The organism is Nitrosococcus watsonii C-113, assembly GCF_000143085.1.
Lineage (GTDB): Bacteria > Pseudomonadota > Gammaproteobacteria > Nitrosococcales > Nitrosococcaceae > Nitrosococcus > Nitrosococcus watsonii.
Window position 1 is genome coordinate 455249 of record NC_014315.1, and the last position, 24023, is coordinate 479271.

Consider the following 24023-nt stretch of genomic DNA (forward strand, 5'->3'; position numbering starts at 1 on the left):
AGCGTACCGTTATGGGTCCGCTCTCTTCCGGTATTTTCCTGCAATTGCTTTAATATCGATAATGATCTGGCTTATAAGGTCCCTCCATAGGGACGCCAATGTATTTAGCCTGCTCTTCCGTGAGGGTAGTTAATTGCGCGCCGATTTTTTGTAGGTGCAGGTGGGCTACACGTTCATCTAGTTTCTTCGGTAAGACATAAACCCGCTTTTCATACTTCCCCGGGTTGTTCCATAATTCGATCTGGGCCAGCACTTGGTTGGTAAATGAGCTAGACATGACGAAGCTTGGATGGCCCGTAGCACAACCCAGATTGACGAGCCGGCCTTCGGCGAGGAGGATGATGCGCTTTCCATCCGGAAAAATAATGTGGTCCACTTGAGGTTTAATGTTTTCCCAAGGATATTGCTCTAGGCTAGCAACATCGATCTCGTTATCAAAGTGGCCAATGTTGCAAACGATGGCCTGATTTTTCATCGCTTGCATATGTTCGAAGGTAATGACGTGGTAATTGCCGGTAGCTGTGACAAAAATATCCCCCTTGCCCGCTGCTTCTTCCATGGTGACGACCCGATAGCCTTCCATCGCCGCTTGCAGAGCGCAAATGGGATCAATCTCAGCCACCCATACCGTGGCCCCTTGGCCGCGCAGTGATTGGGCACACCCCTTGCCTACATCGCCATAGCCTAGGATCACCGTGATTTTACCTGCAATCATAACATCGGTGGCTCGCTTGATACCGTCTAGGAGCGATTCTCGGCAACCGTACAGGTTATCGAATTTGGATTTGGTCACCGAGTCATTGACGTTAAAGACGGGGACTTTGAGCGTTCCTCGTGCCATCATCTCGTACAGGCGATGAACGCCAGTAGTGGTTTCCTCGGAAAGGCCACGGACCTCATTTAGAAGTTCGGGATATTGGTTATGCATGACGGCAGTGAGATCACCGCCATCGTCCAGCAGCATATTGGGGTGCCAGCCATCAGGCCCATGGATAGTTTGCTCAACGCACCACCAGTACTCTTCCTCGGTTTCTCCTTTCCATGCAAAAACCGGAATTCCTTTAGAGGCGACAGCCGCGGCAGCGTGATCTTGGGTGGAGAAAATATTACAAGATGACCAACGCACCTCGGCGCCAAGGTCGACTAGCGTGTCGATAAGGACGGCTGTTTGAATGGTCATATGCAGACAGCCCGCAATCCGGGCGCCCGCCAGGGGTTTTTTCCCTTGGTATTCTTCTCGTAGGGCCATGAGGCCAGGCATCTCGGTTTCAGCGATGGCAATCTCTTTATGGCCCCAGTCAGCAAGCTTGATATCGGCCACCTTATAATCGGAAGTGAGATTTTCCGCGGTCTGTGTGCTCATAGGTTCTCCCAAATTATTGTGTTCGGGCCCGGCCCGGTATAGCAAAATCTATTCCCTGAATTTTCTTTAATTTTTTAGCTAATACCTTTCAGACCGAGCATGGATGATTTCGGCGGTGGCAGGGCCTAAGCCCGCTGCATCCCGGAGCGCTTCCGCTTTATCAGTTTGCTCCCAAGTGAATTCAGGCTCTTCCCGGCCAAAGTGGCCGTACGCTGCAGTCTTTTGGTAGATGGGGCGAATCAGATCCAGCATTTGCCGAAGCCCCACCGGCCGCAAATCAAAATGTGCCCGGATTAGCTCCACCAGGCGTGATTCCGCGATTCTACCCGTACCAAAGGTATCTATACTCACTGATGTGGGTTCGGCTACCCCAATGGCGTATGAAATTTGAACCTCACAGCGCTCGGCTAGACCCGCAGCCACGAGATTTTTAGCAACATAGCGGCCAGCATAGGCAGCAGAGCGATCGACCTTGGAAGGGTCCTTGCCCGAAAAAGCGCCGCCTCCATGGCGCGCCATGCCTCCATAGGTATCTACGATGATTTTACGTCCCGTGAGTCCACAATCCCCCATGGGACCACCGATGATGAAATTGCCAGTAGGATTAACATGGATGTTTTCAGAGCGGCAATGGGCAAACCAGTCGGCGGGTAGCACGGGTTTAATAATAGTCTCGATAACCGCCTCGCGCAGGGTGGCTTGGCTGATCTCGGGGCTGTGTTGGGTGGATAGGACGATGGCGTCAATGGCTACCGGCACGTCATCTTCGTACAGCAAGGTGACCTGACTTTTGGCATCTGGGCGCAACCAAGGCAGTTCGCCATTTCGCCGTATTTCGGCTTGGCGCTGTACCAGGCGATGAGCATAAGTGATGGGCGCGGGCATCAAAACGTCGGTTTCATTGCTGGCATAGCCAAACATCATCCCTTGATCGCCCGCGCCTTGCTCCTCTTCCAATTCTCGATCGACCCCTTGGGCAATGTCAGGTGATTGCTTACCGATAGCATTCACAACCGCGCAGGTGGCTCCATCAAATCCAATGTCTGAGTGATTATAGCCAATCTCAGTGATAGTTTTGCGGATAATTTGTTCATAATCGATATAAGCCTGGGTGGTAATTTCACCTGCCACTAGCACCATACCGGTTTTTACGAGGGTCTCACATGCTACTCGCGCTCTTCTATCCTGGGCTAAAATAGCATCAAGAATAACGTCCGAGATTTGATCTGCAACCTTGTCTGGGTGGCCCTCGGAGACCGACTCTGAAGTAAATTGTCTAATTTCCTTCATAATGGATATATTTATCCCCTTCTTAAGAATTTTGGCAAACTTTAGCGATACTATGGTAAGAGTACAAGGGAAGATTAGGTAGAGAGACGCGTGCCGTAGCCTACTTAAACCTTAAACTTACGATTTTAGATAAATATGATTTCTGATGAACAGCATTAAGCATGCTATTGAATCTGTTAGAAATTTTATTCCACCTTAGCCTGCTGGCGCTTACGCATTTGCTCTTTAAAAAAAGCGCAAAGGAATTCTTCTCCGATAAGATCCTCAAGAGTATGCCAGCTATTTAGAGAACTGCAAGCTTTTTGATCGTGAATGTTATTTTGGCGGAGCTAGATTTCCTCTTTGGAATCGAGCTGCCGCGCTTGCTCTTCGAGCATGACCGGGATGTCATCCCGGATAGGGTAGGCCAAGCGGCAAGCCTTACAAATAAGTTCTTGGTCTGCTTTCTTATAGATCAATGAACTTTTACATACGGGGCAAGCAAGTATCTCGAGTAATTTTTTATCCATGAATCATCCTGTTGTCTCTATGTTTAGCTTTTTTTTGGCGGCCTGTTGCAGGAGGCTGAGTACGTGAGCCCCAAAGGATGCTGGCAGAGAAACATCCATAGGAACGTACCAATAGTTATCGCGGGCAAAACGGGTACATTTTACCGCATCTTTTTCGGTCATGAGCACCGGCTGCCGATCTGCAAAAGCCAAGTCTTCGGATTGGAAACCGTAGTGGTCGGGGAAAGGGTGTGGCTGGACAGTAAGCTCTAGGGCCCGCAACTGGCTAAAGAAACGTTCTGGGTTTCCGATTCCAGCGACGCTATGGGGCTTAGCGTGGCGGAATTTCTTTAGCGGGCGGAGGGTACCATCTTTGATATGGCAGGCATCTTGAAGCTGCGAATGCATGGTGAATTCGCCTCCTTGGGGTGTTCCTCCATTAGTGACTACTAAGTCCACGGTCCGAAGACGGCTTAAGGGTTCTCGCAAGGGGCCGGCGGGCAGGCAGTGAGCATTGCCAAAACGGCGTATCCCATCTACTACAAGGATTTCGATATCCCGGCCCAACGCATAATGTTGCAGTCCATCGTCTGAAAGCAGCACATTGCAATCAAAATGAGCCAAAAGGGCGTGGGAGGCTGCGACTCGATCAGGTCCTACCACCAGCGGGCAGCCGGTGCGCCGGGCCAGGAGGACGGCCTCATCGCCGACTAAATGGGGATCACTGTCAGGATAGACCCGTTGAGGGTAATTTTGAGCGTGGCCTCCATAGCCACGACTGATAAGTCCTGGTCGATAGCCATGCTGCCTGAGAAATTGGGCTAGCCAGATAACTAACGGCGTTTTTCCTGTTCCTCCCAAGGTCAGGTTGCCAATGACCAGCACGGGCAGAGGGAATATTTGAGTATGGAGCAAGCCTTGGGTATAGGCCCATTGGCGTATTTTGACTGCTAGTTGGAAGAGACCACTCAGGGGGGTGAGCAACCAGCGGGAAGGCTGATTACTATACCAATAGCGAAGCATTAAGGAGCTATAATCCGACATTTGCGCTCAGGGGTGGAACGTGCTCATGGCCATGGCGAAATTGTAAACGGTAGAGTCCAGCATAGTGACTTTCGCGGGCAAGAAGCTGGCTATGGGTTCCTCTTTCTATAATCTGGCCTTGATGAAGCACGATGATTTGATCGGCGTTTTCTACGGTGGATAGTCGATGGGCGATAACCAGCGTTGTCCGCTGGTGCATCAGGGTTTCTAGGGCTGCTTGGATATGCCGTTCAGCCTCGGTGTCTAGGGAAGCGGTGGCTTCGTCTAAAATGAGGATGGGAGCATCTTTGAGCAGGGCCCGGGCAATCGCGAGACGTTGCCGCTGGCCGCCGGAAAGCAAAACCCCTTTTTCGCCAATCATCGTATCTAAACCGTTGGGCAAGCGGTCGATAAATTCCATGGCATGGGCGGCTTCGGCGGCGCGGATGATGTCTTGTTTGCTGGTTTGTTGGTAGCTGCCATAGGCAATGTTATGGGCGATGGTGTCATTGAATAAGATGATTTGCTGGCTGACGAGGGCAATTTGCCGGCGTAGTTCAGTCAGGCGAAGTGTTTGGATATCCATCTCATCAATGAAGATATGCCCAGCAGTAGTTTCGTAGAAACGAGCGAGTAAGCCCACTAAAGTGGATTTACCGCTACCTGAATGGCCTACTAGGGCAATGGTTTGGTAGGGTTTGATTTCCAGGTCAATGTTTTCAAGCACTGGACCTTTGGCGGGTTCATAGTAAAAGGTTAAGTGTTCAAAGCGGATTGCTCCCCGGGCACGTGCCAGAGATTGCCGCCCGCGATCCACCTCGGGTGTTTCTGTTAATAGGCCGAAGATGCTTTGAGCAGCGGCAATACCTCGCTGTAAAATTCCGTTGATCTTAGTCAGGCGCTTAACGGGGCCAAGTAGCAGCATCATGGCGGTGATAAAGGAAATAAAGGTGCCCACGCTAATTTGAGCTAGCATGGATTCGCGAGTAGCTAGGTGAATGACACCGGCTAATCCCAGCACGGCGATAAGTTGAACGACGGGCTGACTGATGGCGTCAGTAGCCGCCATTTTCATGGTTTGTTGGCGGTTTTGCTCATTAACTTGGTCGAAACGTTTGGCTTCATAGGTTTGCCCACCGAATATCTTGACTTCCCGATGACCTTCAATGGCTTCCTGGGCCACTTGGCTGACATCGCCCATGGAATTTTGAATCTTGCGGCTAATACGGCGGAAGCGACGGCTAACCCACCAAATGATAAGGGCAATCAGAGGCACCGTGACTAAAATGATAAGGGTAAGCAAACCATTTAAATAGGTCATCCAGGCAAGTAGCCCTAGGATGGTTAGGGAGTCGCGGACGATGGTGATAATGGCATCCGTGGCTGCATTGGAAACCTGTTCCACATCGTAAATAAGCTTGGCGAGTAGCTGACCGGAAGCTTTTTGGTCATAGTAACGTGCCGGGAGGGCAAGGAGGTGGCAAAACATCTGCTCTCGTAGGTCTCTCACAACGCGACGAGCCACCCATTTTAGGCCATATTGGGTGATAAAGTTGGCGCCGCCCCGGATCACAAAGAGCCCGATTAAGAGGAGAGGAATCATCTGGATAGTAGCCGGATCACGCTCAATGAAGCTTCCGTCCATTAAGGGTTTCATGAGGGCCGCTAGGCCCGTTTCAGTGGCTGCATAAACGGCCATTGTGATGATTGAGGCAGCAAATATCCAGCGGTAAGGCCGCGTGTAACCAAGTAGGCGGCGATAAACCGCAAGCCCGGAGTCCAGGGCAGGAGGAAACGTCATCGGTATGGAAAAATCAGGGATTGTTTTGCTTTCGGGCAGTGGCTAGGCTTAAACGTTTAAAGCCGAGTTGCTGAACTACATCCATGGCAGTAACAATGGATTGGTAATCGGTTTTGGCATCAGCGCTGATAATAACTTGGGGCTGTTTACGATTCCCTGCCGCCGCTTTCATAGCCGTCATGAGTGTGGCAGGTTGGTTATTGATAAGGCGTTTACCATTAATAGCAATTTTATCCTTCTTATCGATTTCTATGTGGAGAGGTGTGTCGTTCCGCCGCTCGGCAGAGTGGGTTGCCGCCTCGGGCAAATCTACTTTTAGTGCCGATTCGCGGCTAAAGCTAGTTGAGACCATAAAGAAAATAAGCAGTAAGAACACCACATCAATTAGCGGGGTCAGATTGATTTCTGGTTGGTTATGTCGGGCCGGGTGTATATTCATGATGCTCCACGTCAGATTTCAAAGAAGATTCAACGGAGACTCGCGCAGCCGGATTGTCAATTGGGTCAAGTTCCCGATCCCCATGCATGACTTCCACTAGTTTAATGGCCTGTTCTTCCATGTCTACTACCAATCTCATAACTTTACCGTGAAAATAGCGGTAAAACATCAGACTGGGGATAGCGACCGCAAGACCTGCCGCCGTCGTGATGAGAGCCTCGGAGATTCCACCTGCCAGCACTGCCGGGTTATCGACGCCTTGGGCGGTAATGACGGTAAAGACTTTGATCATCCCAATGACGGTCCCCAGCAATCCAAGCAACGGCGTAATAGCTGCAATGGTTCCCAAGGTATTCAGGAAGCGTTCCAGTTCCAGGGTGACATGGCGGCCCACATCTTCGATACTCTCTTTCATAATTTCCCGGGAGCGGTTTCGGTTCACCAGCCCCGCAGCTAGTATTCGGCCTAGGGGAGAGCTTTCTCGTACTGATTTTATATGAATTTTATCGAGCTGATTGCGATATTGCCATTGCCAAATCTGACTGGCGATATGCTTGGGTACGACCCGTTGCCGGCGCAAAAACCAGAAACGTTCAATAATAATCCCAATAGCGATGATGGAGCAGGCGAGGATCGGTAACATTAACCAGCCGCCAGCTTTAATGATTTCAAGCACGGTGCGTAAATATTCCTCTGCTGTGGTTAGATATTTTTCAAGCGTGCATAGCTTCGGCAATAATACTGTAACCGGCAGGTAGTCCCAAACCCTGCTTTAATTCCCGGTCCAGTAATGGCGGTTGGATTGTCTAAAGGTCTCTGGTTTACCGAGAGAACTTTGATCCAAATGAAAGGTAATGGCCCCGTGCTGGGCCGTGCTCCATAATTTTGCACCCTGCTGAAGATAACGTTGCATGATAGCCGGTTTCGGGAAGCCCCAGCGATTGCGATAGCCTGCCGAAAACAGGGCGTGCTTGGGATTAACCGCGGCTATAAAGGGCGGGCTTGAAGAAGTCAGGCTGCCATGGTGAGGGACCACTAAAATAGTTGCGGCGAGTCCGTCGCTATTTGTCGCGAGCAGGGTTTGCTCTGCGGAACGTTCGATATCGGCGGCAATAAGGATGCGTTGCGTTCCGCTTGTGATGAGCAGTACGCAGGAATGGTTATTACCGCGGCCTACGGTGGATGGGGGATGAAGAATGTGAAAGTCAACCCCATCCCAACGCCATTGCTGACCACGAATACAGGACTTGGGATGGGTCCAAGGTAGCTGTTCGGGGGCGCTAGTAAGAATCTGTTTAGCTGGGAGATGGCGCAAAAGTCCTGCCACGCCGCCTAGATGATCATTATCGCCATGGCTGATCACCAGCGTGTCGATAGTATTAATATTTTGGCTACGTAGAAAGGGCGCAACGACGCCTTCACCGGTATTAAACCGCTCGCTATAGCGGGGCCCGGCATCGAATACTAAGGCGTGATGGCGGGTGCGGGCAACTGCCGCAAGTCCTTGCCCCACATCCAGTAGGGTGAACCATAGCGCTCCCTGAGCCGGTCGAGGCGGAGGCGCTAACAATAAGGGGAGGAGGGCAAGCAGTCCCAGCCAGCGGCCGGGTAATCCCCGTGGAGCCAGTAGCAGCAGGCTTCCAAGGATAGCTGGCAGGAACAGCCAGAGGGGAGGGCTGGTGTGCTCCCATTGGGCGGCGGGCGGCTCTGCACACCAGACGAGGACGCTCCATAGCAGAGCAAGCAGGTAATCGGACAGATTAATAAGGGCCTTTCCTAAAAGCGGGAATGGAATAAGTAATAGGGCGCCCAAAAGGAGGGGAGGCACCACCAGGAAACCCATCCAGGGGACGGCGACTAGGTTGGTGACAGGGGCTATTAAGGAAAGACGCTGAAAGTAGTATAAAAGAAAGGGCGCTAGTCCAATAGCGACTATCCACTGGGCTTTACCCCATTGTCGCCAAAGATGCCCAAGGTAATAGGGGACGATACTGAACCCTAGGGTTTTAGCGTGGGGTAAAGGACGCAGCCCGGTCATTCCCATCATCAAGACTGCAACGGCGCCAAAGGACAACCAAAAACCTGGGGCAAGTGCGGAAAGGGGATCCCAGATCAACACTAGTATCAGGGCAAAAGCGAGGGTACGGAGAGGATGGACGGGGCGTTTTACTAAGACTGCAAGCATAACGACGCCGACCATAATCAGGGCTCGTTGGGTAGGAATGGAGAAACCTGCCAGGGCGGCGTACAAAAGGGCGCTGATAATCGCGCCAATGGCTGCTGCCTGGGGGGCTGGCAAAGTGAGTGTATTGGTTGCCTGGAGGGACCAGAGACGCCGTCCCAAAAAATAGGCGAGTCCTGCTAGTAACCCGATGTGGAGCCCTGAAATCGCCACCAGATGATTGGTTCCGGTACGTTCCAGAACTTGCCATTGCTGAGGGGTAATGGCGCCGCGCTCGCCTAGGGTGAGTGCTTGCACTAGTCCTCGCTGGGGGCTATCGGCAAGGAGGGGAGTCATGTGCTCAAGCAGATATTGACGGGCGCGATCAAGAGGATGATGATACCAGTGTGATTCGATAAGGCGGTTAGCCGTTGCCGAGCGGACATAACCGGTTGCCCGAAAACCTTGGCGGAAAAGCCAGCCTTCATAATCGAAGCCGCCTGGATTCATAAACCCTCGTGGACGTTTGAGGCGAACTAGCAGTTGCCACCGATCGCCTGCTTTGAGTTTTAGTGAGGGGGGACGATACCAACTTAAGCGTATCCGTTGAGGACCCTGCCAAGTTTGGCTCTTGAAAATTATGCGCTGCGGCGCAAAGGCAAAACGTAGGCTATGATCAAGAATCTCTGGAATGGAATCTACCGTGCCTTCTAGTAATATATCCTGGCCCTCTAATGCCAAGGGGAGTTCTTGGGAGAGCAATACATCAGCGCGAAATAAAGCCCAGAGGAAGCCGATGACAAACAGCAATAGTGGCCGTAAGCGTTGCTGGAAGAGAACCCATGGGATCAAGATTAATAATAGTAAGGACCATGTGGGGTCGGGTAGCAGCGGTAGTTGTTGTAGAATAACTATCCCTGTGAGGAAGGCGAGCGCATTGAGCAGCATATTTGGGATCCCGATCATGGATATTTGACCTCATGCGTTTAGGCTTCTGATCATAGCTATGGATTAATCATGACAATGTGAAATTGCTTGAGGTTTGCTTACACTATGCCGCGCCGAATTATTAAACGCTATTTACCCCAACCTCATCAGCTCCAGGAGCATAAACATTTGCGGCATCTTGGAGAATGGTTTTTTGCCTCCGATCTTTGGCATCTCAGCCGCCGTTCCACTGCGGGGGCAGTAGGTATTGGGTTGTTTATCGCTTTTCTACCGCTGCCTGGCCAGATGTTGATAGCGGCGATAGCTGCTGCGTGGGCTCGGGTGAATCTGCCCGTTGCTATTTTGATGGTTTGGGTGACCAACCCTTTAACCATGGGACCGATGTTCTTTTTTGCCTATAAGGTTGGGACATGGCTGCTAGGAAGCCCCGTCTATGGACCGGAGCTGGATTTCACTTGGCAGCATTGGCTGCAGACCCGGCTGGCGGCTACTTGGGAACCGTTTTTATTGGGTTGTCTTGTGGTAGGTATGGTAGCAGGCATTACTGGCGGGCTGCTCACGCTGGGTTTATGGCGGTTGGAAGTGTCGCGGCGCTGGCGGAATCGTAAACGGCGGAAAGCGATATCGCAAATGGAGAAATAGGCGCTAGGGTAATGACTCTTGCACTAAGCGCCCATCGACCAAGGTAAGCACCCGATCGGTTTGTGCCGCTAAATGGATATCATGGGTGACTATCACCAGCGCGGTACCTAGCTCATGATTGAGCTCCAGCATGAGTTTAAAGACTTGTTCAGCGTTTTTTCGATCCAGGTTGCCTGTTGGCTCGTCGGCTAGTACGCAGCGAGGATTGGTGACCAAGGCACGGGCCACGGCAGCCCGCTGGCGCTCCCCCCCTGATAGTTCTCCCGGCTTATGGTTAAAACGGGCCTCTAGGCCGACTCGTTGTAACAATGCCATGGCTTTCTTCTGGGCGCTGGCTGTGCTAGCACCGGCGATGAGTAAGGGTAGCGCGGTATTTTCCAGGGCCGTAAATTCAGGAAGTAAGTGATGGAGTTGGTAGATAAAACCTAGGGCGCGGTTACGCAACCGGCCCCGTTCTGTGTCGTTAAGCTGGGCTAGATTTTGGCCCGCGATCCAGACTTGGCCTTGGGTCGGACGATCCAATCCCCCGAGTAAATGAAGCAAGGTGCTTTTGCCCGAGCCTGAAGCGCCAATAATAGCAATGCATTCTCTAGGGGCAATGGATAAATTTACTTCCCGCAGCACTTCTACCGACAGATAGCCATCGGTAAATTTCCGGGCTAAATCGCGGCACCATAGCACCCTTTCTTGCTCCGTATTATTCATAGCGCAGGGCCTCGGCAGGGTGGGTACGGGCGGCTTGCCAAGCGGGATAGAGGGTTACCAGAAGGCAGAGCAGGAAAGCCGTGCTGCAAATGGTAGTGACATCACTCCAGTTTAATTCTGAGGGAAGTTTGCTGATGTAATAGACATCCGCGGGTAGAAATTGGACGCCAAACAAGGCTTCAATTTGGGGTACTACCGTTTCTACATTAAACGCCAGGACAATCCCCCCCATCATGCCCAGAATGGTGCCGATAAAGCCAATAACCGTGCCTTGAACCATAAAGATTCCCATAATGCTCGCTGGCGGTGCCCCTAAGGTGCGCAAAATGGCAATATCGGCTTGTTTATCCGTCACTACCATGACCAAGGTGGAGACGATGTTAAAGGCGGCTACCGCGACGATCAGAAATAAAATGACAAACATGACCGTTTTCTCCGTTTTCAAGGCACGAAAAAAATTGGCATGCTGGTAGGTCCAGTCTGCTGTTCGGTAGTTGCTGGGCAAAGTTTCGCGCAGCTCATGGGCGAGACGGGGGGCGCTAAATAAATTATCGAGCTTAAGTCGAAGTCCGCTGACTTTCCCCGGAATGCGAAAGAGAACTGCCGCATCCTCCAGGTTCATGATGGCGAGGGCGCTGTCATACTCGTACATCCCCACTTGGAAGACACCTGCCACCGTGAGACGCTTAAGGCGAGGGATAATTCCCGCTGGCGTGGTTGTTGCGTGAGGAGTAACCAGGGTAATTTTATCGCCGATAAAAACGCCTAGGGTGCGGGCCAAATCCATGCCCAATACGATTTGGAAGCTTCCGGGCCGTAGAGCATCCAAGCTGCCTGCCACCATCTTGTCGTGGATATCAAGCACTTGATGCTCTTGCTGAGGGAGTATTCCGCGCACCAGTGTGCCCTGTACTTGGTTGCGGTGAGTTACCATGCCTTGCCCTTCAATAAAAGGGGCTATGCCGGCAATCTTAGCGTTTTTTTCCAGTTGAGTCTTAAGGGCCTGCCAGTGCTCAAGGGTTCCATCGGGGCCAGTAACAATGACATGGGCAACCATTCCCAGGATGCGGGTACGAAGTTCCTTCTCAAAACCATTCATCACGGAAAGTACGGTAATTAAAGCAGCTACGCCTAGCGCCACGCCAAGCATGGAGGTCAAGGAAATGAATGAAATAAAATAATTACGCCGCTTGGCGCGTGTATAACGCAGGCCAATATAAAGAGGTAAGGGCTTAAACATGGGCAACGATCATGCTTAATTTCGAGGATTTATTCAATCCGCTAGGCAGTAAGGGCTTTATGCTATTGCTACTCATGCCATGGGGAAATGGTCGATATAGTAAGTTAAGGTTCAAAAAGTTTACCCTTCCGCAACGCCTTCAGGAGATCTTATGGTTGAGAAGCGAGAATCAGAACGTCTGCCGGTTACCGTAGAGGTCCGGGTTAAATGGCAATCTCCCCCGGAAGAGCCCCTCACCTTTAAAACCCATGATCTCAGCAATAATGGAGTTTTTCTCAGCACTGATGATGGACAGGAACTTCCGCCAGTGGGGGAGCGGGTCACCGTGCAGCTTAAAGACCTTCTTGCCAACGGCGAAACCCCGCCCCTTCTTACAGCGGAAGTGATCCGGCAAGATAGCAGAGGAATGGGGCTCAGGTTCCTAGATTAGCTCAAAAAAATGGGCCGCTTTGCTTTTGTTTATTTAGGATAGATAGTTTTGGCGCCCTCTGGAGAACCCAGGATAAGCACATCCGCAGGATGTATGGCGAACAGACCGTTAGTGACTACTCCGGGGATATTATTGATCTGCCCTTCCAGTTTAGCAGGCTCCATAATGGAAAGTCCGTGGGTATCCAAAATTTGATTACCATTATCAGTGATAAAACCTTCCCGGTAAACGGGTTCTCCGCCCAGCTTAACGATTTGTCGTGCCACATAGCTTCGCGCCATAGGGATAACTTCCACGGGGAGGGGGAAGTTGCCCAATATATCAACGAGCTTGGATTGATCAGCAATACAGACAAACTTCTTGCTGGCAGCGGCGATGATTTTTTCTCGGGTTAGTGCCCCGCCTCCCCCTTTAATGAGCTGTAGATAATGATTGGATTCGTCGGCGCCATCAATATAGAGGGGAATTTCTCCTACCGCATTTAACTCGTAAACGGGAATATTGAGGGCTTTAAGCCGCGCGGTGGAAGCCTCGGAACTGGAGACAGCACCTTCGATCTTGCTTTTAATGGTTCCCAGTAAATCAATAAAATGGTTAACGGTAGAGCCTGTGCCCATACCGACGATGATACCTGGTTCTACGTGCTCAAGGGCGGCTTTAGCGGCCAGCTTTTTCATTTCATCGGGACTCATAACTATCCTGCTCCTTATGGTATGGTCCATTCTCCACGCAAATTAATTATAAGGGAAATAGGAAGTCGCTGACACCGTTGCTGATTGTTGTTAATGTATATAGGCTATGTTGTACAGCTACCTAGAACGCATTCTCAAGGCCCGTGTATATGAAGTTGCCAGGGAAACTCCGCTGGAATCCATGGGGCGTCTGTCTGGGCGATTGGGAAACGCCATACTGCTAAAGCGGGAAGATCTGCAACCCGTTTTTTCCTTTAAGTTGCGGGGAGCTCATAACAAGCTCCTCCAGTTATCGGAGGAGGCACGCCAACGGGGAGTAATTGCCGCTTCGGCGGGCAACCATGCCCAAGGCGTTGCGCTTTCTGCCCGTAAGCTGGGGATACGCGCTCGAATCGTAATGCCTCGGACAACACCGCCAATCAAAATCGAAGCAGTGCGTGATCTGGGTGCTGAGATTAATTTGGTGGGCAATAATTACGATGAAGCCTACCAATATGCGCTGGGTTTGGCTGAAAAGCAGGCGTGTGCTTTTATCCATCCCTATGACGATCCTGAAGTCATTGCTGGTCAAGGAACCGTGGCGATGGAGATTCTGCGCCAATATCCAGATCCGTTGCATGCCATATTTGTACCGGTAGGTGGCGGTGGGCTTATTGCCGGGGTGGCTGCCTATGTTAAAGCCCTTTCGCCGGAAATCCGTGTTATCGGGGTAGAACCTGACGATGCCCCTAGCCTTTATCGGGCTTTGCAAGCAGGAGAGCGGGTAGTGCTTGATCAGGTGGGTATTTTTGCAGATGGTGCGGCGGTTCGCCAGGTAGGCAAGGAACCCTTTCGCATTGCGCGGGAAGCCGTGGATGAAGTGCTGCTGGTGGATAGCGATGCTATTTGTGCCGCTATTATGGATATTTTCGAGGATACCCGTTCTATCGCTGAGCCGGCAGGGGCTTTGGCTGTTGCCGGGTTAAAGCAGTATGTGGAGCGGGAAGAACTCCGGGGACAGAGTTTGGTAGCCATTGACAGTGGGGCCAATATCAATTTTGACCGGCTGCGCCATGTGGCCGAGCGGGCTGAATTAGGTGAGCGGCGGGAGGCTTTATTTTGTGTCACAATCCCCGAGCAGCGGGGTAGTTTTCTTGCATTTTGCGAGGCTATTGGTAAACGGGGCATTACCGAGTTTAATTACCGCTATGGCGATTCCGGTGAGGCCCATGTGTTTGTGGGAATTCAGACGCGCAACGGCAGTCATGTCAAGGATCAGTTACTCCATGATCTTCACCAGAGGGGCTATTCCGTGGTGGATATGAGCGATAACGAAATGGCCAAACTCCACGTGCGTTATATGGTAGGCGGACAAGCATCAAAGTTAAAGGATGAGGTGCTTTACCGGTTTGAGTTTCCCGAACGCCCGGGTGCTCTACTGCGTTTTTTAACCCGCATGGGCAGCCGTTGGAATATTAGCTTGTTCCATTACCGTAATCATGGGGCGGCTTATGGTCGAGTATTGGCAGGCATGCAAGTGCCTCCCGCCGAAAAAATAGAATTTCAGACTTTTTTAGATGAACTTGCCTATACCTACCAGGAGGAGACCGATAATCCCGCTTACCGGTTATTTCTTGGTTCACCGCCAGCCTCGTGATTCCATAGTGGATACTAGCTATTCCTTAGAGTTAAGTCATTTTATCCAGTGAACCTATCAATGTCGATGGACGAACATTACCGCGCCGCTCAGATTGAAGCCGAGGCTCAAGCCTATTGGGAACAGCATCAAAGCTTTCGGGTTAGTGAAGATCCGGGTAAGGAAAAATTCTACTGCTTGTCCATGTTTCCTTACCCTAGTGGACGACTGCATATGGGCCATGTGCGGAATTATACGATTGGTGATGTCATCAGCCGTTATCAGCGCATGAAGGGCAAAAATGTGCTTCAACCCATGGGTTGGGACGCCTTTGGCTTGCCGGCTGAGAATGCCGCTATTCAAAATCGGGTGCCGCCAGCTCAATGGACTTATGAAAACATTGGCCATATGCGAAAGCAATTAAAACGGCTCGGCTTTGCTTATGATTGGTCCCGTGAATTGGCTACCTGCCAGCCTGATTATTACCATTGGGAACAGTGGCTATTTACAAAACTGTTTGCTAAGGGATTAGTGTATAAAAAAACCGCTTTGGTTAATTGGGACCCGGTAGATCAAACGGTTTTGGCGAATGAACAGGTCATTGATGGCCGCGGCTGGCGTTCAGGAGCCCTCGTAGAACGGCGGGAGATACCCCAATGGTTTTTGAAAATCACGGCCTATGGGGAGGAATTGCTTACTTCCTTGGATGAGCTCACCGGTTGGCCGGAGCAGGTCCGTGCCATGCAGCGTAATTGGATTGGCCGCTCTGAGGGAGTAGAAGTGCAGTTTCAGGTGGAGGGAAAGGAGGCTCTAGCTGTATTCACTACCCGCCCGGACACATTGATGGGCGTTACCTTTGTTTCGGTAGCGGCGGAGCATCCCCTGGCCCGGGAGGCGGCAGAAACTAATCCGGCATTAGCGGCTTTCCTTGCACAGTGCCAGCGTACAGCAACCTCGGAAGCAATACTAGAAACTTTGGAAAAAGAGGGGATGGATACGGGCTTTAAAGCAATTCATCCTATTACCGGGGAAGCGGTGCCCATTTGGATCGCCAATTTTGTGCTCATGGGCTATGGTACCGGGGCAGTCATGGCTGTTCCTGCCCATGACCAGCGGGATTATGAATTTGCCAAGGTATATGGGTTGCCTATTCGACAGGTGATTGCCCCAAAGGATGATCAAGCTAGCTGCAATTTAGAGCAGTCGGCTTTTGTAGAAAAAGGCCTACTCATCAACTCAGGTGACTTTACTGGCCTGGATTTTGACCAAGCGTTTACGGCCATTGCAGAGCATTTGGAGCGTGGCGGCAAGGGGCAGCGGCGGGTGAATTATCGGTTGCGGGATTGGGGCGTGTCCCGTCAACGCTACTGGGGAGCCCCCATCCCGATCATCCATTGCGCCCGTTGTGGCGCGATACCGGTACCCGAGGAAGATTTGCCGGTAGTGCTTCCGGAAAGGATTCAGTTTGATGGAGTCCGCTCGCCGCTTAAGGAATTACCTGAGTTTTACCAGACATCCTGTCCCCAATGTGGGGGCCAGGCCAAGAGGGAAACCGATACCTTTGATACCTTTTTTGAATCCTCTTGGTATTATGCCCGCTACTGCTGTCCGGATAATAATGCCACTATGGTGGATGAGCGGGGAGATTATTGGCTTCCCGTGGACCAATATATTGGTGGCATTGAACATGCCGTGCTGCACCTGCTCTATGCGCGCTTTTTCCATAAGGTGATGAGGGATATGGGCTTGGTACGGAGCGATGAACCTTTCACCCATCTATTGACTCAAGGGATGGTGCTCAAAGACGGCGCCAAGATGTCTAAATCCAAGGGCAATACGGTGGATCCACAAGCGCTTATTGAGCACTATGGAGCGGATACGGCCCGCTTGTTTATTATGTTTACCGCACCGCCAGAACAGTCCTTGGAGTGGTCCGAGAGTGGCGTAGAAGGTGCCCACCGCTTTCTTAAACGGCTTTGGCGGACAGTTGCTGTCCATGTTGTCGAAGTGTCAGGAGTGGTTCCCGTCCTGAAAGTGAACAGCCTGAATACGGAACAAAGACTTGTCCGGACCAAAGTTCACGAAACTATTACTAAGGCTAGCGACGATATTGGTCGGCGTTATACTTTTAATACGGCAATTGCAGCGGTCATGGAGTTGATGAACGCGTTAGCAAAGTTTGAGGGTCTTTCTCCCCAAGGACAAGCGGTGCGGCAGGAGGCGCTAGAAGCCGTGGTGCTATTACTCTCGCCGATTACTCCCCATATTTGTCATCGGTTATGGCGGGAATTGGGACATCGTGAAGCCATCATTGATGTGCCGTGGCCAGAAGCTGATCCGGATGCCCTCGCTAAGGAAAGGATTGAATTAGTCGTGCAGGTGAATGGTAAACGGCGTGGGCAAATTACGGTGGCGGCTCAAGCGCCACGGGAAGAGATTGAAGGTCAGGCTCAAGCCGAACCCAATGTGCAGCGGTTTATTGAAGGTAAGACGGTACAAAAGGTGATCATCGTTCCCAATCGTCTCGTCAATTTGGTGGTTAGTTGATTCCTTGAAATTTTCTGTAATGGTGAGCCAATGGCTGGGGAGAGCTCTCTTGCTCTCGCTAGTATTTTTGGTAGGTTGTGGTTTTCATTTACGGGGCGATACCCAACTTTCACCCTTATTGAATCAAACTTACTTGCAAGGAATCGCGCCTTATAGTCCGCTGGGTATCGGCCTTAAGCGCCGCCTTGAGGCCCATGGTATTACCATCACTTCGGTTCCTGAAGAGGCCACAGCCCTATTAAGCATTACCTATAACCAGCTGCAACGGCAAGTACTCTCGGTGGAATCCACGGGTAAAGTACAGGAATATGCACTTAAATATGTATTGCAGTTCCAAGTTATCAATCCTAAGGGAGAAGTTTTGCTACCTTCCCAACGGTTGGAGTTGATGCGGCAATATCTGTTTGACCAGAGTAGCGTCATTTCAGCCGGAGAGCAGGAAAAGCTGCTGCGCGAAACATTAGAGAATGATATGGTGCAGCAGATTCTTTGGCGCCTAGAAGCATTGCCGCCTTCTCACGTGGATGAGGGTTAAATTAGAACAACTTGCCGCTCATCTAGAGCGAGGCACACTAGCGCCTGTTTATCTGCTCTTCGGCGATGAACCGTTGCTCATCGAGGAAGGGGCTGATCTCATCCGTTCTCGGGCTCAATCCCAGGGTTTTTATGAGCGTGAGGTCATGCATATTGAGCGCGGATTTGATTGGGCGCAACTGCAATGGGCCACCAAGGGTCTTTCTTTGTTTGCCGCCCGCCGCCTTATTGAGTTGCGCCTACCGAAAAATGCGGTTAGTGAAGCTGGGACTAAGGTATTACGCACTTATGGAGAAAACCCAAGCCCGGATACACTCTTGTTAATTATTAGCGATAAATTGGAGCGCCGGCATCAGGTAAGTCGATGGTTCTCGGCCTTGGAGCAAACCGGGGTTGTGGTCCAGATTTTTAAAGTTGATATTTCATCCTTGTCCCGGTGGATTGAACACCGTTTGCGTAGCAGAAGCTTGTCCCTTACTCAAGAGGCCGTGGCCGTGTTGGTTGAGCGCCTGGAAGGCAATCTTCTCGCCTGCGCCCAAGAAATTGATAGACTGGCTCTGTTGTTTCCAAAAGAGACTATCGATGCCAGCAGAGTAGAAGAGATTGTCGCCGATAATGCCCGTTATGATGTTTTTCGTCTTATGGAAAGTGCATTAGCCGGCGATGTAGTCCAGATAGCGCGAATCTGGCGCGGGTTACAGGCTGAAGGAGTGGAGCCCGTTATTGTGGTAGGAGCTTTAGCCTGGGAGTTACGGCGATTAGCCCGCATGGCTAGAGCTTGTGCCCAGGGAAAGCCGGTAGATCAGACTTTGCGAGAGCAGCGGGTATGGGAGCGGCGTAAGATCATGACCAAAAAGGCATTATCCCGTCATTCGGTGCATCGCTGGCTGCTTTTCTTGCAACAGTTAGGGAAAATTGATTGTATGGTTAAGGGTGCAGTGAGGGGCCGCCCTTGGGAGGCCATTCTGCAGTTGTGTTTGGCGATTGCGGGGGCCGAGCTGTTTCCTCCCTCGTTGGAGAATTAGGCTCTGGCCAGAGGGTATGCCAAGCGCTTCCTTAAGGATATATAGAGACATATGCTTATATTAAGACGCTGTTAGAGCAAGAATGGATATCAAAGATTATATGCAGAATCTTGGCTGTCAGGCTCGTAAAGTAAGCCGAATATTGGCGCGGGCCGGCGCAGAGGAGAAAAACCAAGCCCTGGAGATGGCAGCCTCTTTTATAGAGAAAGAAAGTCAAGCTTTAGTCAAGGCTAATCATAAGGATTTGGCTACGGGGAGACACGCAGGATTGGATGAGGCTTTGCTGGATCGGCTGACGTTAACAGAGGCAAGAATTGCTGTAATGGCCGAAGGGCTGCGCCAAATTGCGTCTCTGCCCGATCCCGTGGGCGCGATTAGCGACCTTAACTACCGGCCTTCGGGTATTCAGGTAGGGAGGATGCGGGTACCCCTTGGTGTGATTGGAATTATCTATGAATCCCGTCCTAATGTGACTGCGGATGCTGCCGGTTTATGTTTAAAGGCAGGTAATGCGGTTATTCTTCGTGGTGGTTCCGAGGCTTTTCATTCTAATCAAGCCATTGCCCGTTGCATTCATCAGGGATTAGAGCAGGCAGGATTGCCACGGGAAGCAGTGCAAGTGGTTGAAACTATCGATCGCTCGGCGGTCGGGGCGTTGATTACTCAGCAAGAGCATGTGGATGTGATTATTCCCCGGGGAGGTAAGAGTCTTATTGAGCGGATTAGCCAGGAGGCAACGATTCCTGTTATTAAGCATCTGGATGGGATCTGCCATGTCTATATTGATGACCGGGCTGATCTGGACAAGGCGGTGGCGATTGCGGTTAATGCAAAATGCCAACGTTATGGGGTCTGCAACGCCATGGAGACGTTATTGGTAGCCCGCGAGATTGCCGCTGAGATATTGCCAATGATGGGGGAACATTATCGTGGTGCTGGGGTGGAATTGCGCGGTTGCCCGGAAACCCAAGGCTTATTACCCTATATCGGGTCCGCGACTGAAGAAGACTGGCATACTGAATATTTAGCTCCGCTCCTCTCTATCCGGATAGTGGCGGGTCTTGAGGAAGCGATTGAACATATTACCCACTATGGTTCCCACCATACCGAGACGATTGTGACCGAGGATTTTACCCGGGCGCGGCGTTTCCTTACCGAAGTGGATTCCAGCTCAGTAATGGTGAATGCTTCGACCCGCTTTGCCGATGGTTTTGAGTACGGCCTGGGCGCTGAAATTGGAATTTCTACCGATAAGCTCCATGCCCGTGGGCCAGTAGGTCTGGAGGGATTAACCTCACAGAAATGGATCGTGTTAGGGAACGGACATATCAGGGAATAAGATTTTTTGACTTTGCATTCACAAGTGTTGGCTGCCCAATCTAATTGTTCTGCGGCTCCCATAGGAATTTTCGGCGGTACTTTCGACCCAGTCCATTTTGGTCATTTGCGTCCTGCGTTGGATCTGCTTGAGCGGCTTTCCCTAGCGGAGATACGATTCATTCCTTGCCGGCATCCTCCTCACCGCCAATGGCCAGTAGCTAGTTCAGAGCAACGTTTAACGATGTTACGGCTTGCCATCGCTGGAGAATCCCGGTTTAGGGTCGATGAGCGGGAGTTGGCCCGGGCTGGCCCTTCCTATATGGTTGATACGCTGGCTTCACTACGTGCAGAGCAGGGAAACGTGCCCTTATGTTTGATAATGGGGACCGATGCTTTTCAGAGTCTCCCTAAATGGCACCGGTGGACGGAGCTTATGGAATTGGCTCATTTGCTGGTGATGAGGCGCCCAGGTGAACCGCTTCCTCGGGAGAGTGAGCTAGGAGATTTTTTTGAGGCGCGGCGTATCCACGATCCAGTCCAATTGGCGCAACAGCCCATGGGTTTTATTTTGCCTTTGGAAGTCACCCCCTTGGGGATATCCGCTACGCGAATCCGGACTTTGATTGAAGCCGGAGGGAGTGCCCGCTACCTTCTGCCTAATGTTGTTTGGGACTATATTCAAAAGGAATGTTTATATCTCCCTTCTCTTTCTACGCCGGAGAAATAATGTCAACTGTGGAACTTAAAGAATGCGTGGTAAGCGCCCTAGAAGCGTTAAAGGGGCATGATATCCAAGTTTTAGATGTGCGGGAACTTACTACCGTAGCGGATTACATGGTGATTGCTAGCGGGGCCTCTAATCGCCAAGTCAAGGCTTTAGCTAATGAAGTTATCGAAAGATGCAAAGCAGCAGGGCATCGAACTCTAGGCGTGGAAGGCGAGTCCTATGGAGAATGGGTATTGGTGGATATGGGAGATGTGGTTGCCCATATTATGCTACCTCAAGTACGCGCTTTTTATAATTTGGAGAAGCTTTGGAATATTTCTTCCGCTCAGGGAACTCAAGAGCGGTAGGTAAAAATGAATATCTACGTTATCGCTGTGGGGCAGCGTTTGCCCCGCTGGATTGGAGAAGGTTATCAGGAGTATGCGCGACGCCTACCGCAGCAGTGCTCCCTTCAGTTGGTGGAAATTGCCCCTGCCCGGCGCGGTAAAAGTGGGCACTATACTCAGTGGCAGCAAGATGAGGGCCGCCGTTTGTTAGCCGCTGTTCCGCCTAACAGCACAGTGCTTGCTTGCGATGAACGTGGCCAATCCTGGAGTACCGAAGAAGTAGCCAGGCGCTTACAAATATGGATGAATGAAGGCCAGGATGTGGTGTTATTAATTGGTGGGCCAGATGGGTTGGCTCCCCTTTGCCTAGAACGGGCTGCAGGGTTATGGTCCTTATCTTCTCTTACCCTGCCCCATGGGTTGGTGCGTGTGATTTTGGCAGAACAAATTTATCGGGCTTTCAGCTTACTTAACCATCACCCTTACCACCGGGCTAGCTGATCCTGGTATTTGCTCAGCGTGAGTTTTCCCCTAATTTAAAGGGGCTAATATCCTTATAATTAAGGATTAGGCCCGGTTAGCGCCTCTATTTAGACAGGCACATTTGAAAGGAATTTAAAAATCGTGCGCGGCCTATTTCCCCCTATTGCACTTGCCTCTACTTCGCCACGCCGTCAAGCGCTATTAACCCAGATTGGGGTTGAGTTTAGGCGCCTTGATATTAAGGTAGACGAGAGGCTTCGGCCTGCGGAACGGCCCACTAGCTATGTGCATCGTTTGGCGTTGGCTAAAGCCAGAGCAGGCTGGGGGCAACAGCCGCCCCGAGGACGGTTGCCCGTTCTGGGTGCCGATACGGCAGTAGTGGTAGAAAATGAAATTCTGGGTAAACCTGTAGATCGTGCCCAGGCGGGGGTTATGCTAGCGCGGCTCTCGGGCCGTAGTCATCAGGTGCTGACGGCTGTAGCCTTAACCGATGGCTATAAGGCGCAAGAGCGGTTAAGTGTTAGTACCGTAACTTTCAAACGGCTTACAAAGGACGAATACGAGGCTTATCTTGCTTCTGGTGAAGGGCTCGATAAGGCCGGAGCCTATGCCATACAAGGCTGGGCGGCGCTGTTTATCTCTCGCCTTGAAGGCAGTTATTCTGGAGTCATGGGCCTGCCTCTGTACGAGACGGGAGAACTGCTGGGGAATCTTCAACAAAGGAAAAATAGACCATGAGTGAGGAGATCCTCATCAATGTGACACCCAGTGAGACCCGAGTCGCCGTCGTTGAAAATGGCGTGGTGCAGGAGCTGTATATTGAGCGGAGTAGCCGCCGGGGGTGGGTGGGTAATATCTATAAAGGACAGGTAAACCGGATTTTGCCCGGTATGCAAGCAGCCTTTGTGAATATTGGCTTAGAGCGGGCTGCCTTTCTCCATGCTTCCGATATTAGGTTGCCGCCGGGCCAGATGGGAGATTTGGAAAGCGAGGCAGGGGTTCCGTCTATCACTTCGCTGCTCTCGGAGGGGCAGGAGGTGTTGGTGCAAGTCATTAAAGATCCCATTGGGACCAAGGGGGCGCGCTTGACCACCCAAATTTCCATTGCCTCCCGTTATTTGGTTTATATGCCAGAGATGTCAGGCATCGGGGTTTCGTTGAAAATAGAAGACCCGGAGGAGCGCCAGCGGCTTAAAAATTTACTGGCATCAGTATTGCTCGAAGATGACCGTGGGGGATATATCATTCGCACGGTAGCGGAAGGCGCTGTTGAAGAAGATCTGTGCACTGACATGGAGTTTCTCCATAAGCTCTGGCGAACTATTAAAGAGCGCAGTCAAACCGTTAAAGCCGGTAGTGTCGTTCACAAAGATCTCTCTTTGGTGATGCGGACGATGCGGGATTTCGTGCATGAGCGGGTAGAGCGGGTTCGCATTGATTCCCGCGAAACCTATCACAAATTAGTTGATTTTGCCGAGCGTTTTATCCCTGATCTTTTGACCACCTTGGAATGTTATCAAGGAGAGCGGCCGATTTTTGACCTCTACGGTATTGAGGATGAAATTCAAAAATCCCTGGGCCGTAAAGTGCAGCTCAAATCCGGAGGGTATCTGATTATTGATCAAACAGAGGCGATGGCTACCATTGACATTAATACGGGTGCGTTTGTGGGCCATCGCAATCTGGAAGAGACTATTTTCAAAACAAACTTGGAGGCGGCGCAGGCTATTTGTAGACAGCTAAGATTGCGTAACCTCGGGGGCATTATCATCATCGATTTTATCGATATGGAGGAGGAGGATCACAAACGCCAGGTATTGCGGGCCTTAGAAAAGGGGTTGGAGAAAGACCATGCCAAGACTCACATTAGTGAGGTCTCTTCTCTAGGGCTGGTAGAAATGACTCGCAAGCGCACCCGCGAGAGTTTGGAACAAATTCTCTGTGAACCTTGCCCTACCTGTAACGGTCGAGCAACCGTCAAAACGGTAGAAACCGTATGCTATGAAATTCTACGCGAGATTTTACGGGAGGCTCGTCAATTCGAGGCAAGTCAGTACTTGGTGATTGCAGCGCAAGAAGTGGTGGATCGCTTGATGGATGAAGAATCTGCCAGTGTTGCCGAGTTAGAGTCCTTTATTGGCAAGCCTCTGAAATTCCAGACGGAATTGCTTTATATGCGCGAGCAATTCGACGTCGTGATGATGTAACGGGCTGCATAAGGTTG

23 protein-coding genes are annotated in these 24023 nt (G+C 51.1%); 12 read left to right on the plus strand and 11 right to left on the minus strand.

Features of this window, described 5'->3' with window-relative positions; genetic code table 11:
- Positions 1 to 49: 49 nt before the first annotated feature.
- The 8 genes from ahcY to NWAT_RS02185 all read right to left on the minus strand — a co-directional run bounded on the left by ahcY (position 50) and on the right by NWAT_RS02185 (position 9531).
- Positions 50 to 1363, minus strand: coding sequence for an adenosylhomocysteinase (gene ahcY, locus NWAT_RS02150; RefSeq protein ID WP_013219512.1), 1314 nt, complete (start codon positions 1361 to 1363; stop codon positions 50 to 52).
- 78 nt (positions 1364 to 1441) lie between these two features.
- Complete coding sequence (metK, locus tag NWAT_RS02155) at positions 1442 to 2653, minus strand: methionine adenosyltransferase (RefSeq protein WP_013219513.1); 1212 nt, start codon at positions 2651 to 2653, stop codon at positions 1442 to 1444.
- Positions 2654 to 2982: 329 nt separating this feature from the next.
- A complete protein-coding gene (locus NWAT_RS02160; RefSeq protein WP_013219514.1) occupies positions 2983 to 3162 on the minus strand; it encodes a Trm112 family protein in 180 nt (59 codons plus the stop codon).
- A gap of 3 nt (positions 3163 to 3165) precedes the next feature.
- Positions 3166 to 4185: a tetraacyldisaccharide 4'-kinase gene (gene lpxK, locus NWAT_RS02165; RefSeq protein ID WP_013219515.1), complete on the minus strand. Its 1020-nt coding sequence runs from the start codon at positions 4183 to 4185 to the stop codon at positions 3166 to 3168.
- Entirely contained in the window at positions 4172 to 5965 is a 1794-nt protein-coding gene (msbA, locus tag NWAT_RS02170) for a lipid A export permease/ATP-binding protein MsbA (protein WP_013219516.1), read from the minus strand. The genes lpxK and msbA overlap by 14 nt, the downstream gene beginning before the upstream one ends.
- A gap of 13 nt (positions 5966 to 5978) precedes the next feature.
- The gene (locus NWAT_RS02175) at positions 5979 to 6404 is read right to left on the minus strand and encodes an ExbD/TolR family protein (protein ID WP_013219517.1); all 426 of its coding nucleotides are present in this window, start codon (positions 6402 to 6404) and stop codon (positions 5979 to 5981) included.
- A complete protein-coding gene (locus NWAT_RS02180; RefSeq protein ID WP_013219518.1) occupies positions 6379 to 7080 on the minus strand; it encodes a MotA/TolQ/ExbB proton channel family protein in 702 nt (233 codons plus the stop codon). The genes NWAT_RS02175 and NWAT_RS02180 overlap by 26 nt, the downstream gene beginning before the upstream one ends.
- A gap of 96 nt (positions 7081 to 7176) precedes the next feature.
- The gene (locus tag NWAT_RS02185; RefSeq protein WP_013219519.1) at positions 7177 to 9531 is read right to left on the minus strand and encodes a DNA internalization-related competence protein ComEC/Rec2; all 2355 of its coding nucleotides are present in this window, start codon (positions 9529 to 9531) and stop codon (positions 7177 to 7179) included.
- An 87-nt stretch (positions 9532 to 9618) separates the two neighbouring features.
- On the opposite strand from NWAT_RS02185, the gene NWAT_RS02190 reads away from it, so the two are divergent.
- Entirely contained in the window at positions 9619 to 10155 is a 537-nt protein-coding gene (locus NWAT_RS02190) for a DUF2062 domain-containing protein (RefSeq protein ID WP_013219520.1), read from the plus strand.
- Positions 10156 to 10158: 3 nt separating this feature from the next.
- On the opposite strand, the gene lolD is transcribed toward NWAT_RS02190, so the two are convergent.
- Positions 10159 to 10860 (minus strand): lipoprotein-releasing ABC transporter ATP-binding protein LolD, encoded by a 702-nt coding sequence (gene lolD, locus NWAT_RS02195; protein ID WP_013219521.1) that lies wholly within the window; start codon positions 10858 to 10860, stop codon positions 10159 to 10161.
- The gene (locus NWAT_RS02200) at positions 10853 to 12100 is read right to left on the minus strand and encodes a lipoprotein-releasing ABC transporter permease subunit (RefSeq protein WP_013219522.1); all 1248 of its coding nucleotides are present in this window, start codon (positions 12098 to 12100) and stop codon (positions 10853 to 10855) included. The genes lolD and NWAT_RS02200 overlap by 8 nt, the downstream gene beginning before the upstream one ends.
- 151 nt (positions 12101 to 12251) lie before the next feature.
- On the opposite strand from NWAT_RS02200, the gene NWAT_RS02205 reads away from it, so the two are divergent.
- Entirely contained in the window at positions 12252 to 12530 is a 279-nt protein-coding gene (locus tag NWAT_RS02205; protein ID WP_013219523.1) for a PilZ domain-containing protein, read from the plus strand.
- A gap of 29 nt (positions 12531 to 12559) precedes the next feature.
- Here the strand turns inward: NWAT_RS02205 and rpiA are convergent, their stop codons facing one another.
- On the minus strand, positions 12560 to 13222 hold the full coding sequence (gene rpiA / locus NWAT_RS02210) for a ribose-5-phosphate isomerase RpiA (RefSeq protein WP_013219524.1): 663 nt from the start codon (positions 13220 to 13222) through the stop codon (positions 12560 to 12562).
- 106 nt (positions 13223 to 13328) lie between these two features.
- Here rpiA and ilvA point away from each other — a divergent pair, with 106 nt between their 5' ends.
- The 10 genes from ilvA (at position 13329) to rng (ending at position 24006) form a co-directional block, all read left to right on the plus strand.
- Positions 13329 to 14858: a threonine ammonia-lyase, biosynthetic gene (gene ilvA / locus NWAT_RS02215; RefSeq protein WP_013219525.1), complete on the plus strand. Its 1530-nt coding sequence runs from the start codon at positions 13329 to 13331 to the stop codon at positions 14856 to 14858.
- A 66-nt stretch (positions 14859 to 14924) separates the two neighbouring features.
- On the plus strand, positions 14925 to 17384 hold the full coding sequence (gene leuS, locus NWAT_RS02220; RefSeq protein ID WP_013219526.1) for a leucine--tRNA ligase: 2460 nt from the start codon (positions 14925 to 14927) through the stop codon (positions 17382 to 17384).
- A 4-nt stretch (positions 17385 to 17388) separates the two neighbouring features.
- A complete protein-coding gene (locus tag NWAT_RS02225) occupies positions 17389 to 17919 on the plus strand; it encodes an LPS-assembly lipoprotein LptE (RefSeq protein WP_232420184.1) in 531 nt (176 codons plus the stop codon).
- Entirely contained in the window at positions 17909 to 18943 is a 1035-nt protein-coding gene (gene holA, locus NWAT_RS02230) for a DNA polymerase III subunit delta (protein WP_013219528.1), read from the plus strand. Before NWAT_RS02225 ends, holA begins: the two co-directional genes overlap by 11 nt.
- An 82-nt stretch (positions 18944 to 19025) precedes the next feature.
- Complete coding sequence (locus tag NWAT_RS02235; protein ID WP_013219529.1) at positions 19026 to 20282, plus strand: glutamate-5-semialdehyde dehydrogenase; 1257 nt, start codon at positions 19026 to 19028, stop codon at positions 20280 to 20282.
- Positions 20283 to 20288: 6 nt separating this feature from the next.
- Positions 20289 to 20990, plus strand: coding sequence for a nicotinate-nucleotide adenylyltransferase (nadD, locus tag NWAT_RS02240; RefSeq protein WP_013219530.1), 702 nt, complete (start codon positions 20289 to 20291; stop codon positions 20988 to 20990).
- Positions 20990 to 21337 (plus strand): ribosome silencing factor, encoded by a 348-nt coding sequence (rsfS, locus tag NWAT_RS02245; RefSeq protein ID WP_013219531.1) that lies wholly within the window; start codon positions 20990 to 20992, stop codon positions 21335 to 21337. Before nadD ends, rsfS begins: the two co-directional genes overlap by 1 nt.
- Positions 21338 to 21343: 6 nt before the next feature.
- Entirely contained in the window at positions 21344 to 21817 is a 474-nt protein-coding gene (gene rlmH, locus NWAT_RS02250) for a 23S rRNA (pseudouridine(1915)-N(3))-methyltransferase RlmH (RefSeq protein WP_013219532.1), read from the plus strand.
- Positions 21818 to 21940: 123 nt separating this feature from the next.
- On the plus strand, positions 21941 to 22537 hold the full coding sequence (locus tag NWAT_RS02255) for a Maf family protein (RefSeq protein WP_013219533.1): 597 nt from the start codon (positions 21941 to 21943) through the stop codon (positions 22535 to 22537).
- A complete protein-coding gene (rng, locus tag NWAT_RS02260; protein ID WP_013219534.1) occupies positions 22534 to 24006 on the plus strand; it encodes a ribonuclease G in 1473 nt (490 codons plus the stop codon). The genes NWAT_RS02255 and rng overlap by 4 nt, the downstream gene beginning before the upstream one ends.
- Positions 24007 to 24023 lie beyond the last annotated feature (17 nt).